Source organism: Enterobacter sp. HK-058-C-ECC, from assembly GCF_047531125.1.
In the GTDB taxonomy this organism is placed as follows: domain Bacteria; phylum Pseudomonadota; class Gammaproteobacteria; order Enterobacterales; family Enterobacteriaceae; genus Enterobacter; species Enterobacter quasiroggenkampii.
On sequence record NZ_JBLKCH010000001.1, the window covers coordinates 14993 to 34258 of the forward strand.

The following is a 19266-nucleotide window of genomic DNA, read 5'->3' on the forward strand; positions in this document are numbered from 1 at the left end:
ATTTCCAGTGATGTGCCGCGCATGACGCGGCACTGTTTTTCAGGGAAGTAAAACATTGGGATTATTAAAAAAATCACGTATTACGCACGCACGTCCTAACGTACCTGCACTGGTTCAGGTGGCGGCGCTCGCCATTATTATGATCCGCTGCCTGGACGTGCTGATGATTCTGAATACCCTGGGCGTGCGCGGCATCGGTGAATTCATTCACCGCAGCGTGCAGACGTGGAATCTAACGCTGGTCTTTTTGAGCAGTCTGGTGCTGGTGTTTATCGAGATTTACTGCGCGTTTTCGCTGGTTAAAGGGCGCAACTGGGCGCGCTGGGTCTATATGCTGACGCAAATTACCGCGGCGAGCTATCTGTGGGCCGCCTCGCTGGGCTACGGCTACCCGGAGCTGTTCAGCATTGCCGGTGAATCCAAACGCGAGATCCTGCGCGCGCTGTTTATGCAAAAACTGCCGGACATGCTGGTGCTCTTTCTTCTCTTCGTTCCGGCCTCCAGTCGACGGTTCTTCCGCCTGCAATAATGTGTATACACGTCATCCTTCAAGCCGTCTCTGCGTTGGCCGCGTCTGTTCACCCCAGTCACTTACTTGAGTAAGCTCCTGGGGATTCTCAGACTTGCCGCCTTGATACAACTTGAATGATTTTGTGTATATAATCGCAGCCCTCGTGATTCTTAAGGTTTTCATATGCAGTGCGTACTCTATGCCGCCGGACGCTGCCGCTCCTGTCAGTGGATAGAACAACCGGTCTCTCAACAACTCACCGCCAAAATGGCCGACCTGCAACAGCTGCTGGCAGAACACGCGGTGGGCGAGTGGTGCGCACCCGTCAGCGGCCCTGAGCAGGGTTTTCGCAATAAAGCCAAAATGGTGGTCAGCGGCAGCGTGGAAAAACCGCTGCTGGGGATGCTGCACCGCGACGGCACGCCGGAAGACTTAACCGACTGCCCGCTCTATCCCGCTTCCTTTGCGCCGGTCTTTGCCGCACTCAAGCCGTTTATTGCCCGGGCAGGGTTAACGCCCTATAACGTGGCCCGCAAGCGCGGCGAGCTGAAATACCTTCTGCTGACCGAAAGCCAGATCGACGGCGGCATGATGCTGCGCTTCGTGCTGCGCTCTGAAACTAAGCTGGCGCAGCTGCGCGCGGCGCTGCCGTGGCTGCAGGAACAGCTTCCGCAGCTTAAGGTCATTACGGCGAACATTCAGCCGGTGCATATGGCGATCATGGAAGGGGAGAAAGAGATTTTCTTCACCGACCAGCACGCGCTGGCGGAGAGCTTCAACGGCGTGCCGCTGTGGATCCGCCCGCAAAGCTTCTTCCAGACCAACCCGACCGTGGCAAGCAGCCTGTACGCTACCGCCCGTGACTGGGTGCGTGCGTTGAACGTTCACCACATGTGGGATCTGTTCTGCGGCGTGGGCGGGTTTGGCCTGCACTGCGCCACGCCGGAGATGCAGCTCACCGGCATTGAGATCTCTGCCGAAGCGATTGCCTGCGCGAAGCAGTCCGCCGCCGAACTGGGGTTAACGAATCTGCACTTCCAGGCGCTGGACTCCACGCAGTTCGCGACCGGCCAGGGCAACGTGCCGGAGCTGGTGCTGGTCAACCCGCCGCGCCGCGGCATCGGCAATGCGCTGTGCGACTACCTGAGCCAGATGGCGCCGGAATACATCATCTATTCCAGCTGCAACGCGCAGACCATGGCGAAAGACATCGCTCAACTGCCGGGCTACCGCGTTGAACGCGTGCAGCTTTTCGATATGTTCCCGCATACCGCGCATTATGAAGTGTTGACGTTGCTGGTGAAAACGCACTAATCCTCAACATCGCCCGGTGGCGCTGCGCTTACCGGGCCTACGATCGGGAGTAGGCCGGGTAAGGCGTAGCCGCCACCCGGCTTTGTTTGCTCAACCCAGGAATGCGACTCCCGCCTCTGTTTTAAGCCAGCGTGGCGCTTTCAACTGGTCGGCAAAATAGCCTGTCAGCTCAAAGAGCAGATCACCCATCACGCGGGCTGACTCCGGCGCAAGTACCCCCCCTATTAAGAGTTGCGTAATCTCCTCACAATAACGGCACAGTTGATCAGGCTCCGCGTTGAATGCAGGTTCTCTTTCTGGGAAAACGTCCACCGTTAATCGTTCATACAAATGCTCCGGCACAGGTTCCAGCAGCATCGGGCGGAGCAAGGCAAGACAGGTGGCGAGGCGGCCACAGAGCGCGATTTTTCTGGCAGGATCGGTTTCTTCAACCAGCGCTTCTCAGTAGCGCTGGCAGTTGTCGGCCAGATCGGTGAAATCGGTATTGTGATTAACAGGAAGTGTGAGAAGTGTGTCTGAAAAAGACGAGACGATCGACATATAAACATCCTCAGTATGTTGGTTTGTTACCTTCCAAATCTTCAACAAAATGTGAACTCTTCATCCCGGCGAAATCAGGTAAGCTTACGTCATAAGAAATGTATGAAGGCTTACCCATGAAGCAGATCCTGCTGGTGGAAGACGACCACGATATCGCGGCGCTTCTGCGACTCAATTTAGAAGACGAAGGCTACGCCATCACCCACGAGCCCGACGGGGGCAACGCCCTGCAGCGTCTTGAAGCACAGACGTGGGATGCGGTGATCCTCGACCTGATGCTACCCAACGTGGACGGTCTGGAGATTTGCCGCCGCATCCGTCAGATGACGCGCTACCTGCCGGTGATCATCATCAGCGCCCGCAGCAGCGAAACCGACCGCATCACCGGGCTGGAAACCGGCGCCGACGACTATCTGGCAAAACCGTTCTCCGTGCAGGAGCTGATTGCGCGTATCAAAGCACTGTTTCGTCGCCAGCAGGCGATGGGGCAGGCGCAAACCGACGGACACATTCAGGCGCACGGACTGACCATCGATCCGCTGGCGCGCAGCGTGCTGCTTCACGGCCAGGTGGTGGACCTCACCCCGCGCGAGTTCGAACTGCTCTACTTCTTTGCCCGTCATCCCGGCGAGGTGTTCTCCCGTCTGGCGCTGCTGGAGCAGGTCTGGGGCTACCAGCATGAAGGCTACGAGCACACCGTCAACACCCATATCAACCGCCTGCGCATCAAGATAGAGAAGGACGCCGCCGAGCCGGAGATCATTCGCACCGTCTGGGGCAAGGGCTACAAATTTGCGGAGCCGCAGCATGATGCGTCGCTTTAGCCTGAGCCAGCGCCTGACGCTGCTCTTCATCCTGCTGATGATGCTCTGCGCCGCCGTCGCCTGCGCGGTACAGCTCTACAGCAGCATGCAGTACGGTAACGCAATGGTGCAGCGTTTGTCGGGTGGGCTGGCGCAGCAGATCGTCCAGCGCGAACCGATTCTGGACGCGCAGGGCCGGGTCGACCGCAGCGCGCTGAAACCGCTGTTTGGCCGGCTGATGACCTTTAATCCGAGCGTTGAGTTGTACGTTATCTCTCCTGACGGCGATATCCTCGCCGATGCCGCACCGCCGGGCCATGTTCAGCGGCAAAAAATCGATCTGGCGCCGGTGCAGAGCTTCCTGAGCGGCACCGCCATGCCGGTACTGGGCGACGATCCGCGCAGTCAAAATAAAAAAGTCTTCAGTGCCACGCCGCTGCGGCAGGACGGCGAGCTAAAAGGCTATCTGTACATTATCTTGCAGGGCGAGGAGTCAAATGCTCTGGCGGAAATGGCCTGGCACAAGGCGCTGTGGAGTACCGTCCTGTGGTCACTGCTGTGGGTCGCGCTGTTTGGGCTGCTGGCAGGGCTGCTGGTCTGGTACTGGGTCACGCGCCCGGTCAAACAGCTGACGGTGGAGGTCGCCGGACTGGAGCAGGACAGCATGAGCGCAATCAGGCTGCTGGCGGCACAGACGCCGGACGCGGCGGCAAAAGATGAAGTGGCGATCCTGCGCAACAGCTTTATCGAGCTGGCGCGCAAAATCACCCAACAGTGGGATCGGCTGGCCGACAGCGATCGCCAGCGCCGGGAGTTTATCGCCAATATTTCGCACGATCTCCGCACGCCGCTGACCTCACTGCTGGGTTATCTCGAAACCCTGTCGCTCAAATCCGCCACCCTGACGCCGCAGGAACACCAGCAGTATCTCGCCACCGCGCTGCGTCAGGGGCAAAAAGTCCGGCATCTTTCGCAGCAGCTGTTTGAGCTGGCACGCCTTGAACACGGTGGTATTAAACCCCAGCGCGAGCGGTTCGCAATGGCGGAGCTGATTTCCGACGTGGCGCAGAAGTTTGAGCTCACGGCCCGCACGCGAGAGGTCAATCTGCATATTGACGTGCCGGGGCCGCTGCCGATGGTAAACGCCGATGTGTCGATGATTGAACGCGTGGTGACCAACCTGCTGGATAACGCGATGCGCCATACGCCTGGCGGCGGAGAAATTCGTCTGGCGGTGTGGCAGGAAAATGAACAGCTGCAGGTCGAAGTGTCCGACAGCGGAACGGGTGTGGATGCCTCGCTGCGCGACGATCTGTTCCAGCGGCCGTCGGCGCTCAATACCCAGGCCTCGCGGGAGAATCGCGGCGGGTTGGGGCTATTAATCGTGAAACGGATGCTGGAGCTGCACGGGGGCGGGATCAGGCTAATGGAGTCGGTGAGCGGGGCACGGTTCAGGTTCTTTGTGCCGTTATGAGAGAGTGCCGGGCGGCGCTGCGCTTGCCCGGCCTACAAATCCCCCCGTAGGCCGGGTAAGGCGAAGCCGTCACCCGGCAAAAGACATTACTGCGGGAACCACTGCTCGCTGATTTTCTGGTACGTACCGTCCGCTTTAATCGCTTTCAGCGCGCCGTTCAGTTTTTCCAGAAGCGCTTTGTTATCCGGACGTACCGCGATGCCGAGGCCCGTGCCGAAGTACTGTGGATCGGTCACTTTCTCGGTAGCCGTGCCCAGTTGCGGGTTGGTTTTGAGCCACTCGTTCACCACGGCAGTATCGCCGAAGACGCCGTCGATACGGCCATTTTTCAGGTCGATAATCGCGTTCTGGTAGCTGTCATAGGCCACGGTCTTCACTTCAGGATGTTTGTCCTGCAGGTATTTCTGGTGCGTGGTGCCGTTTTCCATCCCGATGCGTTTGCCTTTCAGCTGATCGAAAGAGGTATACGCGCCTTTCTTCGCAATCACCACCGCCGAGTTGGCGTAGTACGGGTCGGTGAACGCCACCTGCTTGCTGCGCTCAGGCGTGATGTCCATCCCGGAGATCACCGCGTCGTATTTTTTGAACTTCAGCGACGGGATCAGGCTGTCAAAAGCATGGTTAGTAAAGGTGCAGTCGGCCTGCATCTGTTTGCACAGCGCTTTCGCCAGATCGATATCGAAACCGACGATCTGGTTGCTGGCATCCAGCGACTCAAACGGCGGATAGGTGGCGGACACGCCGAAATTGATTTTTTCCGCAGCGGATGCGCCAGCGGCGAGGGTGGCGAGTAATGCGGCCAGAACTAACTTTTTCATTGTAATGCTCCCGTCTGTCTTATTGATGCGCCGTGTCTGCGGCCTGGATGTACAATGCCAGTTAATGAATTTATATGCAATAAAAATGATTAAGTATTATTTTTATCGCAAAAAAAAGCGGATAACCCATCAGGTTACCCGCTTTATGAATACCGTTTTATGCATTCGCGTGGTTAATTTCTGCGCTCAAACGCCAGCGCTTTACGCTCAATCAGGCGCATCATCAGCGTCAGCAGACCGTTCACCACCAGATACACCACGCCCGCCGCGCCGAACACCATTACGTCATAGGTGCGTCCATACAGCAGCTGTCCGTGTCCCATCACTTCCATTAGGGTGATGGTGTAGGCCAGCGAGGTACTTTTGAACACCAGCACCACTTCGTTGGAATAGGAGGAGAGGGCGCGCTTAAAGGCGTACGGCAGCAGGATTGCCAGCGTGTCTTTCTTGCTCATGCCCAGCGCCCCGCAGGACTGCCACTGGCCTTCCGGGATGGCGCGGATCGCCCCGTAGAACAGCTGGGTGGTATAGGCCGCGCTGTTCAGCGAAAGGGCAATCAGGGCACACAGCCACGGCTCAGAGAGCAGATGCCAGATAACCGGATACGCCTGCAGCGACGGGAACTGGCCCGGGCCGTAGTAAATCAGGAAGATCTGCACCAGCAGCGGCGTACCGGTAAAAAGGGTGATATACCCGCGCACAATCCACACCAGCACCGGCGTTTTTAGCGTCAGGATGATGGTGAAGATGAGCGCCAGGATCAGCGCCACGATAATGGACGCCACGGTCAGCGTCAGGCTGGTGTGCAGCCCTTTCATCAACTCGGGAAAGTATTCAAGCATCAGCCTGGTCTCCGTTCAAAGCGCGTCGCTCGCAGGTCAATACGCTTGAGGATGTACTGACTGAGCAACGTGATCACCAGGTAGATCGCCGCCGCCACAATGTACCAGGTAAACGGCTCCTGGGTACGGGTGGCGATGCTTTTGGTTTGCAGCATCAAATCGTTAACGCTAATCAGGCTCACCAGCGCGGTATCTTTCAGCAGCACCAGCCACTGGTTGCCGAGCCCCGGCAGGGCATGACGCCACATCTGCGGCATCACCAGACGGAAAAAGATGGCGGATTTCGATAACCCTAACGCCTGACCCGACTCCCATTGTCCCTGCGGCACGGCTTTCAGCGCACCGCGCAGGGTTTGCGACGCGTACGCGGAGTAGAGCAGGGAGAGGGCAATCACGCCGCACAGGAATGGGCTGACGTCGAAGTTGTCGATCTGCATCTGCACCGGGATCTGCGCAAAGCCGAGATTGATCGTGAAGCCGTCAGACAGCGTCAGTAGCAGCTGTGAGGAGCCGAAATAGATAAACAGGACCACCAGAATTTCCGGTAGCCCACGCAGCACGGTGACCAGCGCGGAGCCTGTCCAGGCGACGGGGAACCATTTCGCGGATTCCCACACCGCAAAGAACATCGCCAGCACGAGGCCGATAATCAGTGCGCAAACGGCAAGGCCGACGGTCATCCCGGCAGCGCTTGCTAAAGGAAAAATTTCATTCATCAGGAATTACTTCTGGAACCATTTTTTGTAGATGGTTTCGTAGGTGCCGTCTTTCTTCACTTTTTCCAGCGCAGCGTTGAATTTCTGCTGCAGCTCAGTGTTGCCCTGACGAACGGCAATCCCCAGACCGGTACCGAAGTAATCCTTATCGGTCACTTTGTCGCCCACGGGTGCCAGCTTGTCGTTGGCTTTCAGCCACTCGGTCACCACCGCGGTATCACCAAATACGCCGTCGATACGGCCATTTTGCAGATCCAGCTTCGCGTTCTGGTAGCTGTCATACGGAACGGTGGTGATTTCCGGATGCTTATCCATGATGAATTTCTGGTGCGTGGTGCCGTTCTGCACGCCCACTTTTTTGCCTTTCAGCTGATCGACAGAGGTGAATTTACCTTTCTGACCAATGAACAGGGCGGAGTTGTCGTAGTAAGGGGTGGTGAACAGCACCTGCTTTTCACGCTCGGGGGTGATGTCCATACCGGCCATCACGGCGTCGATACGGCGGAACTTCAGGCTTGGGATCAGGCTGTCGAACGCCTGGTTGCTGAAGGTACAGGTTGCATCGATCTCTTTACACAGGGCGTTAGCCAGGTCCACGTCGAAGCCCACAATTTTGTTGTTCGCATCAATGGACTCAAACGGAGGGTAAGAGGCTTCCGTCGCGAAACGAATGGTCTGGGCTGCGGTAGCAGAAAGGGTAACGCCAGCAAGCAGCACGGCAAGTAATACTTTTTTCATTATATTTCCCCTGACACAATCAATGAGATAAATAGTTTTTGAAGGCATCGGTTTGCGGGTTAGCGAAGCAGCTCGCATCACCTTGCTCAACGATATACCCATTTTCCATGTAGACCACACGGCTGGCGGTTTTGCGCGCCACTTCCACTTCGTGGGTGACGATAACCTGCGTAATGTTGGTTTCCGCCAGCTCGCGAATGATGCTCACGATCTGGGCGGTGATTTCCGGATCCAGCGCCGCCGTTGGTTCATCAAACAGCAGCACCGCGGGTTCCATCATCAGCGCACGGGCAATGGCCACGCGCTGCTGCTGACCACCGGACAGGTGCAGCGGGTAGCGGTCGCTGTAGGGCTTAAGGCGCAGACGCTCCAGCAGCTTTTCGGCACGCGCAATGGCCTGATCCTTGCTTAACCCCAGCACGCGGCACGGGGCTTCAATCAGGTTCTGCAGCACGGTCAGGTGCGGCCAGAGATTGTATTGCTGGAAGACCATGCCGACGTTTTGACGCAGTTCGCGAATCGCCTTATCAGACGGCGTCTTCGCGAAATCAAAATGGTTACCGGCAATCGCCAGCGTACCTGAACGGGGCATCTCAAGCAGATTAAGAACACGCAGAAGGGAGCTTTTACCTGCACCGCTAGGGCCAAGCAAAACCAGCGTTTCGCCTTCCGGGCAGTTTAGCGTGATGTCAAACAGCGCCTGGTGTGCGCCGTAGAAGCAGTTAATGCCGTTTAGTTTAATACTCATCGGGGCAGTCTTTACTCATCCAGGCAATCTATAGCAATTGAGGCCGCAGATAGTACCGTTGACAGAATAGTTATGCAATATTTCTGCGTTAAAAGTTAAATATAACCCGTATTTCCTCTTAAACATAGCACAAAATAGCGAACGGCAAGGTCGGCGAGTATAAATGTCGGCATTCCGCAAGAAATGCCGGACATTTTACGGGGGTAACATTTTTATCATTGATGAATCAGCGGTTCTCAATCGACTGGCGAAGCGTGCCTGCCGGGGCATGAACGCTGCCGCCCACGTAGCGTACGTCGTCCACCGCCCAACACTGTCCTTCACGGATCATCAGCACTTCGTCCTGCCAGGTTTGGGTGCCCTGCGTCAGCTTCACGCGCAGTGGAATATTACGGGCATCCGTGTTCGGGATGGTTGACGCGCTGGCCACTTCTGCGCTGTCCGGTAGCGTGGTGCGACTGGAGAACGGATCGGATTTCAGCAGCGCGTTGTGCTGCGGATCGCGGGTGGCATCATTAAGCAGTTTTGCCAGGCCATCGCTCAGATACGGGCGCAGGCCGGTGAGATCGTTGCTGCGGTGCTGGAGGCGATAATCATCGAACTGCTGCGCCACGGTGTCCGGGCCGCCCTCAATGCAGGGGCCGCTGCGGGTACCAATATCCTTAAAGGCAGGCGTGACCGTGGTGGTACAGGCGCTGAGCACCAGCGCGCAGGGCACCAAAAGTGTTAAAGCTGAATAGCGCATGTTGATTTCCTTATTTATTAACTATCCTTTCAATCATAGCGTAACGAACCGATAATGCTGTGCCTAAGGCATTGAACGCTAAAGAAGGAGAGAAACCATGCAGTTTTCAACAACGCCAACCCTGGAAGGGCAGACAATTACCGAGTACTGCGGCGTGGTCACCGGCGAAGCGATTCTCGGCGCCAATATCTTCCGTGACTTTTTTGCCGGTATCCGCGATATCGTGGGTGGCCGCTCGGGTGCATACGAAAAAGAGCTGCGCAAAGCCCGCGAAATCGCCTTCAAAGAGCTCGGCGAGCAGGCGGAAGCCCTCGGCGCGGATGCGGTCGTGGGGATTGATATCGACTACGAAACGGTCGGTAAAGATGCCAGCATGCTGATGGTGAGCGTAAGCGGTACGGCGGTGAAAACCCTGCGATGACGCGTTTGTTTGCCACCCTCCTGCTGGCGCTGCTGCTGGCAGGATGCGTCACGGAAAAGGGGATCGTTGATAAAGGCGCCTACGAGCTGGATACGCGTCATCAGGCGCAGGCGGCTTACCCGCGCATCAAGGTGCTGGTGATCCACTACACCGCGGATGATTTTGACAGCTCGCTGGCCACGCTGACGGATAAAAATGTCAGCTCTCACTATTTGATTCCTGCCAGCCCCCCGGCGCCGGACGGCAAGCCGCGCATCTGGCAGCTGGTTCCCGAGAGCGAGCTGGCCTGGCATGCGGGCATTAGCTTCTGGCGCGGCACCAACCGGATTAATGATACGTCCGTGGGGATTGAGCTCGAGAACCGCGGCTGGCAAATGCGCGACGGCGTGAAAACGTTTACTCCGTTTGCCCCTGCGCAGATTGCGGCGCTGGTGCCGCTCGCCAAAGACATTATTACCCGCTACAACATCAGACCTGAAAATGTGGTGGCCCATTCGGATATCGCCCCGCAGCGTAAAGACGATCCCGGTCCGCTGTTTCCGTGGCAGCAACTGGCTCAGCAGGGGATAGGTGCCTGGCCCGATCCAGCCCGCGTGGCGTTCTATATCAATGGACGGCCGCGCTATCAGGAGGTCGAACGAGGGGCGCTGCTCGATGTGCTGAAGCGCTATGGCTACGAGGTGCAGGACAACGCCACGGAACAGCAGCAGAAGAGGGTGATCTGCGCGTTTCAGATGCACTTCCGCCCCGCGCTGTGGAACGGCGTGGCTGACGTAGAAACCCTGGCCATCGCCGAGGCGCTTTTAGAGAAATACGGGCAGGGGTAGTCCTTCAGGACTGCCCCCTGACCAGGTCATATTACCTTATTTTCTATGAGATTAATCTTAAGTACATTCTCAATTCATTTTTAGTTAATTGACTTAAAAATACCCTCATTTAAGATAGACGTATAGCTTGCTAAGTAATAACAAAAAATAACACCTGCTTATTGCTCTTATTTCACTTCTTCCAGAAGTTTTTATCAGGATTATACGAATAGTTCGGTGGTTCCACCGTGGCCCCTTTTTATCTAAAATTAACATCTTAATTCGGGTATAACAATGTTAAGCATTTACGGCAGAAAATTGCGTCCGCATCATGAAATGGAAAACATTATTTCCGCAACAGAAGGATATGAAGAAAAAACGTTAAAGAAATGGCAAAAAATTACCACCGTCGACAATGAATTTATTCATGTTATCGTCAGCGGTGAAGTGGAATTTCGCCGCGAATCCGACGAGCTCTGTATGTTCACCCTGCAGGGGCAGTGCGTCTTTGGACTCTCTTCCATTTTTTATCATTCATCCCATATGTATGGCCTGGTCCGCTCGAATACCGTGGTGCGTTCGATTCCAAAAGACGCCTTTTCTCAGCTTATGACGGAGAAAGGCTTATGGCCTGAGCTTACCAAAGTGCTGGCCTGGTATATCTGCATGCTGAGCAAGCGTGATGACGTGCTGGTCGCCCGCAGCGCCTATTCTGTTGTGCGCGAGTTTTTGCTGGAGATTAATGAACTGATTGTCCATCATCAACGCGATATCAACGTTTATGATTATATTCAGGAATACACCAACCTGGCACGCAGCACCATTATCAAAATTCTCTCCGACCTGAAAAAAGGTCAATATATTGTGGTGGAAAAGGGTCGACTCCTTAACATCACCAACCTGCCTGAAAAATATTAACTATTCCAGCCGGTCTCCTTTTTCACTTAACGGAGACCGGGAATTTTCTTTATGTAATGTGCTGGCCTGAGCATTATCCTGCGTTTCGTCAACCGGCGGCGCGGGTATTTTGCCTTGCGAATAATCCTGCTCCTGTTCTTTTAACGCCTGCTTAAACAGCTCGGTTAATGAACCGTCGTCACCGTCCGTGCGGGCGGGGGCTGCATCGTCGTGCGCTTGCGTGCCGGGGAGGGTATCCCGCGAGGTATCGTGCGGCACCGTGCCGTCCGGCGCCTGCTGCCAGTCGGCGTCGTCGCTGTTAATCGGCAGATCCTGCATGGCAGGGACGTCGGCCTGCACCGGCGCGGGTTTCGGGTGCGGATGCGGGAACGGCTTACTCACATACACGTAGTGCATGTCGGAAAGCTGCGTTTCAGGCTTCGCCACGTGCACTTTTTTTACCGGCTCCGGCGCAGGGTGGCGCAGTTGCCAGTAAACGTGGGCGTACAGCCCCGCCATCAGCATGACGCAGAGGCTTACTATTCCTAACAAGGCGTTAGAAACGATCTTTCTCAGGCTGGGCATGCGGTACGAAAACCAGACCGCTTCCCCGGAAACGTAGCTGCGCTGAGCCGCAAGACAGATGGTAGACATTAGGAATGCTTCTCCTGCGTTTTCGCGTCCGGCGCGGCGTGGGTGGTCTGAAGCAGCACGCTCGGCGTGGTGTTGGTGTCACGCATTAACTGCATCAGCGTATCTTCCCCGGGAATGCCGTCGACGCGCAGATGCATTTTTTGCTGGAACTCGCGGGTGCGTTTCATCATCTCTGCCGTCCAGGTTTGCGCGTGGGTTACCGGTTCGGCAAGGGCCTGGCTCAGTTGCTGGTCAAGCCAGGCCAGCTCTTTACCGTCGCTGGCGGCGCTGATGGCGTCTTTGCCTTCCGGCGTCAGGCGGTGGAGCTGGGTATAGTTGCCGGTGGCATGCTGGTTAAACCAGTGACGGCTTACCTGCCAGGTGCGGTTGTTCATCAGCAGGTCGAGTGAGTTATCCCCGACGCGGGCGACCACGGCATAGTTAAGGTGGTTGCCGGTTTTCAGTTCACTCACCCACGGATACCCTTCCTGTGCCAGCGCATCCGGGGAAGCATTCCCCTGCTTACACATCAGGTTCACCTTCGCGGCGTTCTGGCACAGGGCATCCTCCGCCGAGGCGTCATACCCCCACATCAGATAGAGCTGATGCATCGCATCCGGCTGGTTAACCACCTCGTTGTCGATAACCGGCACCACCGGCGCCTGAACTTTTGGCGTCTGCTGTTTCCAGCTGGCAGGCACCGGCAGTTGAATCGGAAGTCTTGCACCGATTGAAGAGGTCAAATACCAGCCGCAGGCGGCGAACAGCACAGAGGCGAATACGCTCACGGTAGCCAGGCGCTTACCGTATTTTTTCGCAGGCAGGATTTCACCTGCCGCCAGGCGCAAATGACGCGGGCTGACCTGGGCTGCACGTTCGGTCCAGGCGGCAAGCATCGACAGGTGCGCCAGCTCGTTCAGCTTGCTGATATTCCCTTTAGTCAGGGCATGCATTTTACGCACCCGCGCCGGGGTTAACGGCGCGTGCTCACACCCGTGCGCTTCACACTGCGCCTGAACGTAGCTGAGAAACTCCCGGCAGGTAAGGGGACGCAGGGTGTGACAGGTATGCGCATATTCACGCAGTTCAGGCTGCTGCATCAGCGCGGCATCCCGATCCGCTGGCCCCATCAGCACGACGGACAGGCGAAACTCCAGCTCCTGCGCACGCGTCAGCAGCAGAGCCAGCACCTCCCGACAGGTCTCTTTCATGGCATCGGTATGGCTAATCACCAGCACTTTCGTCCTGCTTTTCCCTCCCTGCCACTGGTGCAGGATGGTATCCACTGCCTGAAGCCGGTTTTTGCTCTCTTTCGTTCCCGGGTTGAGTTTATACAGCAGGCTACTGGCACTCAGTTTTGGAAACGCATTGATAGCAATAACGCCAGGGGAGGTGGATTTCAGGGCGTCGCTGACCTGGCCCAGCAGCGGGGCATCGTCAGCAAAGAGCCCAATAATCCCCGCCTGTTGGGTTTTCTCTTTCAGCAGGTTGAAAATATCCTGATGATACGGCACGAAGAAATCGCCCGAGGCACGGGTGATTTTTCGAAAAGGCGGGTGATTAAATTTAAAATGACTCTGATACATAGCGACTTACCGTCTCTGGACATGAATAGCAATGGTCCGGAAAAGTACGGCAAGGCTGCATCATGGTCAATTTACGGACAGGGTAAAAATAACCTGTTGGCTACCTCTAACACCGGTCTTTTTGACGGTCAATCTTTTTCTTTATCAAAGTTAACGGCGAAGCAGGTGGTCGATTATCTGGCCGCTAATTACTATTTATGCCACATATTGGCGCAGCATGATGCTGCTTATTTTCGCTTTGCTAAAGGCCAGATGAATAATGAGGTTCTCACTTTTTTCACGGTGGATAACGCCCTGTATTATGTTTGTATTGCTGATTTTTTGCGGTCAGCAAGGCTACGTCATTTTTAAAGATTATAAAAAAGTGACGAATAAGCTGGCGAACGCAGCGGCGAAACCGCAAAAAAGACGTCAGGAAGAAAAGGCTTTTTCACTTTTCACCGCCGCCGTGCGTCAGGATAGCCTGCCTGAGGCCGCGAAAGCCCCGCTCGCCGCCGAAATTGAGGGGATCGTCCGCAGCGACGATGCCTGGCTCTCCTTCGCCGTGATCAAAACGCCGGGGGGACAGAAGAGCTATCGCGAAGGCGAGGCGCTGACTGGTTTTAACGATGCCTTTATTCAGGAAATTAACAAAGACAATGTGGTGGTTAATTACGAAGGTGCTACACAGGTACTGGCGTTAAATAAACCTGATTATTTTAAGGGCGGCGTTGACAGCGGTCCGGTAACCAAATCGACGAAAGATGCAGGTGCGGAAAGCGTGCATCTGGATGATTATCTGGTGTTAAAACCACTTATCGAAAAGGGCCAACTGGAAGGCTACAACATTAATCCAAGGAATGCCTCTGTCTTCTACAGCCATTCCGGGCTGGAAAAAGGCGATGTGGCGGTAAAAGTCAATTCTGTCGATATGACCGATGCAGCAAAGGCAAAAAATATTATTGCCAACTGGTCGAAAATGAAAGAAGCGGAGGTCGTCGTCAGACGTCACGCTCACCTTGAAAATATTCGGGTCAATGTTCTAAACAATTAACAAGTGTACAGACATGAAGAAATTTCCTTGGGCGTGCGTGGCGCTGACCGCATTGTCGTTATATTCCAGTTCGCTGCTCGCAGCCAACTTTAGCGCCAGCTTTAAAAATACCGATATCCGCGAGTTTATTGATACGGTAGGCCGCAATCTGAACAAAACCATTCTGGTCGATCCGTCCGTTCAGGGCACGGTGTCGGTCAGAACCTATAACGTGCTGACGGAAGATGAGTATTACCAGTTTTTCCTGAGCGTGCTGGACCTGTACGGCCTGTCGGTGATCCCGATGGATAACGGCATGGTCAAGGTGGTGCGCTCAAGCATTGCCCGCACCGCCGGTGCGCCGCTGGCCGACGGTAAAAATCCGGGCAAAGGCGACGAAATCATCACCCGCGTCGTGCGCATGGAAAACGTGCCGGTGCGCGAGCTGGCCCCGCTGCTGCGCCAGCTCAACGATGCCACCGGCATCGGGAACGTGGTGCACTTCGAGCCGTCCAACGTGCTGCTGTTGACCGGTAAAGCCTCGGTGGTCAATCGCCTGGTGGATCTGGTTCAGCGCGTGGACAAAGACGGTATTCAGCGCCGCGAGATTGTGCCGCTGCGCTTTGCGTCCGCTAAAGAACTCTCCGACATGTTGAACAACCTCAACAATGAAGAGCAGAAGGGGCAGAACGCGCCGCAGCTGGCCACCAAAGTGGTGGCAGATGACGAAACCAACAGCCTGGTGATCAGCGGCTCGGAAGACGCGCGCATGCGTACCCGCTCCCTGATCCATCAGCTGGATCGCGAGCAAAATAACGAAGGGAATACCCGCGTCTTCTATCTCAAGTATGCCAGCGCCACCAAGGTGGTTCCAGTCCTGACCGGCATTGGCGAGCAGCTGAAGGATAAGGCGGGCGCGCCGAAGTCGAAAGCCGCGCCTGCGTCCAGCGATCTGAACATTACCGCCGACGAGGCAACCAACTCGCTGGTGATCACCGCCCAGCCTAACGTGATGAACTCTCTGGAGAAGGTGATCGACAAGCTCGACATCCGTCGTCCACAGGTGCTGGTGGAAGCCATCATCGCGGAAGTACAGGACGGTAACGGCCTGGATCTCGGCGTGCAGTGGACCAGCAAGCACGGCGGCGTACAGTTCGGCTCAACCGGCCTGCCTATCAGCCAGATTAAAAACGGCACCATGAAGGGGGCGAGCTTCACTGGCCTGGCGACCGGCTTCTTTAACGGCGATTTCGGTGCCCTGATGACCGCGCTCTCCACCGACGGCAAGAACGACATTCTCTCCACCCCAAGCGTGGTCACGCTGGATAACAAAGAAGCGTCGTTCAACGTCGGGCAGGATGTGCCGGTGCTCTCCGGCTCGCAGACCACCAGTGGCGACAACGTCTTTAACTCCGTTGAGCGTAAGACGGTCGGTACCAAGCTGAAAATTGTGCCGCAGATCAACGATGGCGACATGATCCACCTGAAGATTGAGCAGGAAGTCTCCAGCGTCGACAACAGCGCGACGGAGGACGCCAGCCTCGGCCCAACCTTCAACACCCGCACCATCAACAACGAAGTGATGGTACACAGCGGCCAGACGGTGGTGCTTGGCGGCCTGATGGAAAACGTCACCAAGCAGTCGGTTTCCAAAGTGCCCCTGCTCGGCGATATCCCGCTGGTTGGTCAGCTGTTCCGCTACACCTCGCAGGATACCTCGAAGCGCAATCTGATGGTGTTTATCCATACCACCGTCCTGCGCGACGACGATAACTTCAGCGCGGCGTCGAAAGAGAAATATGACCAGATCCGCGCCCGTCAGCAGCAGCGCGTGGAGGAGAAGAAGCTCGGTATTATTGAACCGTCCGACAACGCGGTGCTGCCAGCCTTCCCGTCGGCCAGCGCCGCGCCGGCCACAACCCGCGCCAGCACGTCGCGCAATCCGTTTAAAAACTAAGGCGGAGGGCGCAACGTGGATGAACTGAGTAAAACGCTCTGCAGCAGCAGTTACGCAAAGGATAACGGCGTCCTGTTTTACAACAACGACGTCTACATTCGCGAGGATGCTCCCGCGTTTGCCCTGCTGGAGATGCGCCGGGTACTGGGACGCCCCTTCGAGCCGACGATCCTCGCCCCTGAGGCCTTTGAGGAGATGCTGGCCAAAATCTGGCAGCAGAGCAGCGGCGTCTCCCAGCAGCTGGTGGACGATATGGACGCGGATATCGACCTGATGGCGTTAACCGAGGAGATCCCGGACAACGAAGATCTGCTCGATAACGACGAAAACTCGCCGGTGATCCGCCTGATCAACGCCATTCTCGGCGAGGCGGTGAAGGACGGCGCGTCGGATATTCACATTGAAACGTTCGAACGGACGCTGAGCATTCGCTTCCGCGTTGACGGCGTCCTGCGCCCGGTTCTCCAGCCCGCGCGCAAGCTCGCGCCGCTGCTGGTGTCGCGCATCAAGGTCATGTCAAAACTCGACATCGCCGAAAAACGTCTGCCGCAGGATGGCCGTATCTCCCTGCGCATTGGCCGCAAGGCGATCGACGTGCGCGTCTCGACCATTCCGTCCCAGTACGGCGAGCGCGTGGTGATGCGCCTGCTCGATAAAAGTAACCTCAAGCCCGACATCAACAAGCTGGGCCTGATTGATGAAGAGCTGGAGAAGTTAAAAGGGCTGATTGACCGCCCGCACGGCATCATCCTGGTCACCGGGCCCACGGGCTCCGGGAAAAGTACCACCCTGTACGCCATTCTCTCGGCGCTGAACGGTCATGAGCGTAATATCCTGACCGTCGAAGATCCGATTGAATACGAGCTGGAAGGGGTGGGGCAGACCCAGGTGAACCCGCGCGTGGACATGACCTTTGCCCGCGGGCTGCGCGCCATCCTGCGTCAGGACCCGGACGTGGTGATGATCGGGGAGATTCGCGACGGCGAAACCGCACAAATTGCGGTGCAGGCCTCGCTCACCGGTCACCTGGTCATGTCTACGCTGCACACCAACAGCGCCGCCGGGGCTATCACCCGTCTGCGGGATATGGGACTGGAGTCGTTTTTAATCGGTTCATCGTTGCTCGGTGTCATTGCCCAGCGTCTGGTGCGTCGGCTGTGTTCGCACTGCCGCACCACCAGTCCGCTGGACGCCAATGAAAAAGCGCTGTTCAGCTTCATGGCGACGCCGCCGAAAGCGATCTATCGCGCGGTGGGCTGCGAGCATTGCCGGCAGAGCGGCTATCAGGGACGTGCGGGTATTCATGAATTCCTGGTGGTGGACACCGCCATGCGTCGCGCCATCCATGAAGATAAAGATGAGATGTCCATCGAAACGCAGCTCTTTAAGCAGGCCTACAGCCTGCGCGAAAACGGGCTGCTGAAGGTGATCAGCGGCGTCACCTCTCTGGAAGAGGTGATGCGCGTCACCGCCGAGCGTGGAGGGGATGAGTAATGGCCCTCTACGCATGGACGGCAACGGATGCGGCGGGCAAAACCCGGCGCGGCACGCTGCAGGCCGAAGGGCAAAAGCAGGTTCGCCAGACATTACGTGAGCAAAAGCTGATGCCCGTCAGCATCTCCGAAACGCGCGAGGCGGCGGCGTCCGGGAAAGCGAAAACCGGGGCGAAGCTCTCCACGCCGGTGCTGTCGATGTTTACCCGTCAGCTCTCCACGCTGGTCAACGCCGCACTGCCGCTGGAGAGCGCGCTGAAGGCGATCTCGAAGCAGACGGAGGACAAAAAGCTGGCGGCGATGGTGGTGGAGATCCGCGAGAAGGTGGTGGAAGGGCATACGCTGTTCGACGCCTTCAGCCAGTTCCCGCGCACCTTCGACAAGCTCTACTGCACGCTGGTGATGGCCGGTGAAAAAACCGGCCACCTCGGCGACGTGCTGGAGAAGCTGGCGGAGTACAACGAGCAGCGACAGAAGATGAAGAGCAAGCTGACGCAGGCGATGGTCTACCCGATCACCCTGACGGTGGTGGCCATCGCGGTCATTAGCATTCTGCTGGTGGCGGTGGTGCCGCAGGTGATCGAGCAGTTCACCCATATGAAGCAGCAGTTGCCGATCACCACCCGCACGCTGATTGCGGTGAGCGATTTCCTGCAGGCGTACGGCATCTATATTGTCGGGATCCTGACCGGTGGGGTTATCGGCTTTAAGACCTGGCTCAGAAACGCTAAAAACCGCTTTCGCTGGCACAGCTGGCTGGTGAACGGCTCGCCGATTAAAAAGCTGGTGTGCGCCATCAACAGCGCCCGCTATATCCGCACGCTCAGCATCCTGCAGGCGAGCAGCGTGCCGCTGCTCGAAGGGATGTATATCGCGATGGACGGTATCGAAAATCTCTACGCCCGGCAGGTGCTGGAGCAGGCGGCGGATACCGTGCGCCAGGGGGCATCGCTCTATGCCGCGCTGGAGCAGGCGAAATTATTCCCGCCCACCATGCTGTACATGATTGCCTCCGGTGAAGAGAGCGGCGAATTAGGCAACTTAATGGACCGCGCGGCGGAAAACCAGGAATCGGCGCTACAGCATCGTATTACGTTAACGCTGTCGGTATTTGAACCGGCGCTGGTGGTCTCCATGGCGACGATTGTTTTATTCATCGTGCTGTCAATATTACAGCCGCTTCTGCAACTTAATAATATGGTAGGTTAAATC

At 56.6% G+C, this 19266-nt stretch carries 20 protein-coding genes and 1 pseudogene; 12 read left to right on the plus strand and 9 right to left on the minus strand.

From position 1 onward, the window contains the following. Positions 1 to 55 precede the first annotated feature (55 nt). Both ACMWJS_RS00095 and rlmC read left to right on the plus strand, forming a co-directional pair. Complete coding sequence (locus tag ACMWJS_RS00095; protein WP_045908434.1) at positions 56 to 529, plus strand: YbjO family protein; 474 nt, start codon at positions 56 to 58, stop codon at positions 527 to 529. A 165-nt stretch (positions 530 to 694) separates the two neighbouring features. Continuing rightward, complete coding sequence (gene rlmC, locus ACMWJS_RS00100) at positions 695 to 1825, plus strand: 23S rRNA (uracil(747)-C(5))-methyltransferase RlmC (RefSeq protein ID WP_414746419.1); 1131 nt, start codon at positions 695 to 697, stop codon at positions 1823 to 1825. Positions 1826 to 1915: 90 nt separating this feature from the next. Here rlmC and ACMWJS_RS00105 read toward each other — a convergent pair. After that, positions 1916 to 2365 (minus strand): annotated as a pseudogene (locus tag ACMWJS_RS00105) (hypothetical protein). A 116-nt stretch (positions 2366 to 2481) separates the two neighbouring features. Here ACMWJS_RS00105 and ACMWJS_RS00110 point away from each other — a divergent pair. Next, on the plus strand, positions 2482 to 3189 hold the full coding sequence (locus tag ACMWJS_RS00110) for a response regulator transcription factor (RefSeq protein ID WP_025912904.1): 708 nt from the start codon (positions 2482 to 2484) through the stop codon (positions 3187 to 3189). Continuing rightward, positions 3173 to 4642, plus strand: a complete 1470-nt coding sequence (locus ACMWJS_RS00115) for an ATP-binding protein (protein WP_167212374.1) — start codon at positions 3173 to 3175, stop codon at positions 4640 to 4642. The genes ACMWJS_RS00110 and ACMWJS_RS00115 overlap by 17 nt, the downstream gene beginning before the upstream one ends. Before the next feature lie 86 nt (positions 4643 to 4728). Here ACMWJS_RS00115 and artJ read toward each other — a convergent pair whose 3' ends face one another. The 6 genes from artJ to ACMWJS_RS00145 form a co-directional block, all read right to left on the minus strand. Then, on the minus strand, positions 4729 to 5460 hold the full coding sequence (gene artJ / locus ACMWJS_RS00120; RefSeq protein ID WP_334763180.1) for an arginine ABC transporter substrate-binding protein ArtJ: 732 nt from the start codon (positions 5458 to 5460) through the stop codon (positions 4729 to 4731). Between the two features lie 173 nt (positions 5461 to 5633). Continuing rightward, positions 5634 to 6302, minus strand: a complete 669-nt coding sequence (artM, locus tag ACMWJS_RS00125; protein WP_028012513.1) for an arginine ABC transporter permease ArtM — start codon at positions 6300 to 6302, stop codon at positions 5634 to 5636. Beyond that, positions 6302 to 7018 (minus strand): arginine ABC transporter permease ArtQ, encoded by a 717-nt coding sequence (artQ, locus tag ACMWJS_RS00130; RefSeq protein WP_008500033.1) that lies wholly within the window; start codon positions 7016 to 7018, stop codon positions 6302 to 6304. Before artQ ends, artM begins: the two co-directional genes overlap by 1 nt. A gap of 6 nt (positions 7019 to 7024) precedes the next feature. Beyond that, entirely contained in the window at positions 7025 to 7756 is a 732-nt protein-coding gene (artI, locus tag ACMWJS_RS00135; RefSeq protein WP_008500032.1) for an arginine ABC transporter substrate-binding protein ArtI, read from the minus strand. A gap of 19 nt (positions 7757 to 7775) precedes the next feature. After that, a complete protein-coding gene (gene artP, locus ACMWJS_RS00140) occupies positions 7776 to 8504 on the minus strand; it encodes an arginine ABC transporter ATP-binding protein ArtP (protein ID WP_008500030.1) in 729 nt (242 codons plus the stop codon). A 226-nt stretch (positions 8505 to 8730) separates the two neighbouring features. Continuing rightward, on the minus strand, positions 8731 to 9249 hold the full coding sequence (locus ACMWJS_RS00145; protein WP_414746420.1) for a lipoprotein: 519 nt from the start codon (positions 9247 to 9249) through the stop codon (positions 8731 to 8733). A gap of 97 nt (positions 9250 to 9346) precedes the next feature. Here ACMWJS_RS00145 and ACMWJS_RS00150 point away from each other — a divergent pair, with 97 nt between their 5' ends. From ACMWJS_RS00150 to ACMWJS_RS00160, 3 genes are all read left to right on the plus strand, one after another. After that, positions 9347 to 9670 (plus strand): heavy metal-binding domain-containing protein, encoded by a 324-nt coding sequence (locus tag ACMWJS_RS00150; RefSeq protein ID WP_023310944.1) that lies wholly within the window; start codon positions 9347 to 9349, stop codon positions 9668 to 9670. Then, positions 9667 to 10497 carry an N-acetylmuramoyl-L-alanine amidase gene (locus ACMWJS_RS00155; protein ID WP_414746421.1) on the plus strand — a complete coding sequence of 277 codons (831 nt, stop codon included), beginning with the start codon at positions 9667 to 9669 and terminating at the stop codon, positions 10495 to 10497. The genes ACMWJS_RS00150 and ACMWJS_RS00155 overlap by 4 nt, the downstream gene beginning before the upstream one ends. 273 nt (positions 10498 to 10770) lie before the next feature. Then, positions 10771 to 11394 carry a helix-turn-helix domain-containing protein gene (locus ACMWJS_RS00160; protein ID WP_045908427.1) on the plus strand — a complete coding sequence of 208 codons (624 nt, stop codon included), beginning with the start codon at positions 10771 to 10773 and terminating at the stop codon, positions 11392 to 11394. Here ACMWJS_RS00160 and ACMWJS_RS00165 read toward each other — a convergent pair whose 3' ends face one another. Continuing rightward, on the minus strand, positions 11395 to 12027 hold the full coding sequence (locus tag ACMWJS_RS00165) for a hypothetical protein (RefSeq protein WP_048222245.1): 633 nt from the start codon (positions 12025 to 12027) through the stop codon (positions 11395 to 11397). Next, positions 12027 to 13592 carry a peptidoglycan-binding protein gene (locus tag ACMWJS_RS00170; protein WP_414746422.1) on the minus strand — a complete coding sequence of 522 codons (1566 nt, stop codon included), beginning with the start codon at positions 13590 to 13592 and terminating at the stop codon, positions 12027 to 12029. The genes ACMWJS_RS00165 and ACMWJS_RS00170 overlap by 1 nt, the downstream gene beginning before the upstream one ends. A 21-nt stretch (positions 13593 to 13613) precedes the next feature. On the opposite strand from ACMWJS_RS00170, the gene ACMWJS_RS00175 reads away from it, so the two are divergent. The 5 genes from ACMWJS_RS00175 to gspF are packed head-to-tail and all read left to right on the plus strand — an operon-like array spanning position 13614 to position 19263. Next, positions 13614 to 13943 (plus strand): hypothetical protein, encoded by a 330-nt coding sequence (locus tag ACMWJS_RS00175; protein WP_414746423.1) that lies wholly within the window; start codon positions 13614 to 13616, stop codon positions 13941 to 13943. Then, positions 13894 to 14625, plus strand: coding sequence for a type II secretion system protein GspC (gene gspC / locus ACMWJS_RS00180; protein WP_167212390.1), 732 nt, complete (start codon positions 13894 to 13896; stop codon positions 14623 to 14625). The genes ACMWJS_RS00175 and gspC overlap by 50 nt, the downstream gene beginning before the upstream one ends. Positions 14626 to 14638: 13 nt before the next feature. Continuing rightward, positions 14639 to 16561, plus strand: coding sequence for a type II secretion system secretin GspD (gspD, locus tag ACMWJS_RS00185; protein WP_167212392.1), 1923 nt, complete (start codon positions 14639 to 14641; stop codon positions 16559 to 16561). A gap of 15 nt (positions 16562 to 16576) precedes the next feature. Next, the gene (gene gspE, locus ACMWJS_RS00190) at positions 16577 to 18055 is read left to right on the plus strand and encodes a type II secretion system ATPase GspE (protein WP_334763190.1); all 1479 of its coding nucleotides are present in this window, start codon (positions 16577 to 16579) and stop codon (positions 18053 to 18055) included. Continuing rightward, positions 18055 to 19263 (plus strand): type II secretion system inner membrane protein GspF, encoded by a 1209-nt coding sequence (gene gspF, locus ACMWJS_RS00195; RefSeq protein WP_262790405.1) that lies wholly within the window; start codon positions 18055 to 18057, stop codon positions 19261 to 19263. The genes gspE and gspF overlap by 1 nt, the downstream gene beginning before the upstream one ends. Positions 19264 to 19266 lie beyond the last annotated feature (3 nt).

Excerpts from the sequence above, each read along its gene's own strand:
- artQ (WP_008500033.1), bottom strand. The coding sequence starts at position 7,018 with ATGAATGAAATTTTTCCTTTAGCAAGCGCTGCCGGGATGACCGTCGGC.
- ACMWJS_RS00150 (WP_023310944.1), top strand. The coding sequence starts at position 9,347 with ATGCAGTTTTCAACAACGCCAACCCTGGAAGGGCAGACAATTACCGAG.
- ACMWJS_RS00170 (WP_414746422.1), bottom strand. The coding sequence starts at position 13,592 with ATGTATCAGAGTCATTTTAAATTTAATCACCCGCCTTTTCGAAAAATC.
- gspD (WP_167212392.1), top strand. The coding sequence starts at position 14,639 with ATGAAGAAATTTCCTTGGGCGTGCGTGGCGCTGACCGCATTGTCGTTA.
- artP (WP_008500030.1), bottom strand. The coding sequence starts at position 8,504 with ATGAGTATTAAACTAAACGGCATTAACTGCTTCTACGGCGCACACCAG.
- ACMWJS_RS00145 (WP_414746420.1), bottom strand. The coding sequence starts at position 9,249 with ATGCGCTATTCAGCTTTAACACTTTTGGTGCCCTGCGCGCTGGTGCTC.
- ACMWJS_RS00160 (WP_045908427.1), top strand. The coding sequence starts at position 10,771 with ATGTTAAGCATTTACGGCAGAAAATTGCGTCCGCATCATGAAATGGAA.
- artM (WP_028012513.1), bottom strand. The coding sequence starts at position 6,302 with ATGCTTGAATACTTTCCCGAGTTGATGAAAGGGCTGCACACCAGCCTG.
- ACMWJS_RS00165 (WP_048222245.1), bottom strand. The coding sequence starts at position 12,027 with ATGTCTACCATCTGTCTTGCGGCTCAGCGCAGCTACGTTTCCGGGGAA.
- gspC (WP_167212390.1), top strand. The coding sequence starts at position 13,894 with ATGTTTGTATTGCTGATTTTTTGCGGTCAGCAAGGCTACGTCATTTTT.
- gspF (WP_262790405.1), top strand. The coding sequence starts at position 18,055 with ATGGCCCTCTACGCATGGACGGCAACGGATGCGGCGGGCAAAACCCGG.
- ACMWJS_RS00110 (WP_025912904.1), top strand. The coding sequence starts at position 2,482 with ATGAAGCAGATCCTGCTGGTGGAAGACGACCACGATATCGCGGCGCTT.
- rlmC (WP_414746419.1), top strand. The coding sequence starts at position 695 with ATGCAGTGCGTACTCTATGCCGCCGGACGCTGCCGCTCCTGTCAGTGG.
- artI (WP_008500032.1), bottom strand. The coding sequence starts at position 7,756 with ATGAAAAAAGTATTACTTGCCGTGCTGCTTGCTGGCGTTACCCTTTCT.
- ACMWJS_RS00155 (WP_414746421.1), top strand. The coding sequence starts at position 9,667 with ATGACGCGTTTGTTTGCCACCCTCCTGCTGGCGCTGCTGCTGGCAGGA.
- ACMWJS_RS00115 (WP_167212374.1), top strand. The coding sequence starts at position 3,173 with ATGATGCGTCGCTTTAGCCTGAGCCAGCGCCTGACGCTGCTCTTCATC.
- artJ (WP_334763180.1), bottom strand. The coding sequence starts at position 5,460 with ATGAAAAAGTTAGTTCTGGCCGCATTACTCGCCACCCTCGCCGCTGGC.
- ACMWJS_RS00175 (WP_414746423.1), top strand. The coding sequence starts at position 13,614 with ATGAATAGCAATGGTCCGGAAAAGTACGGCAAGGCTGCATCATGGTCA.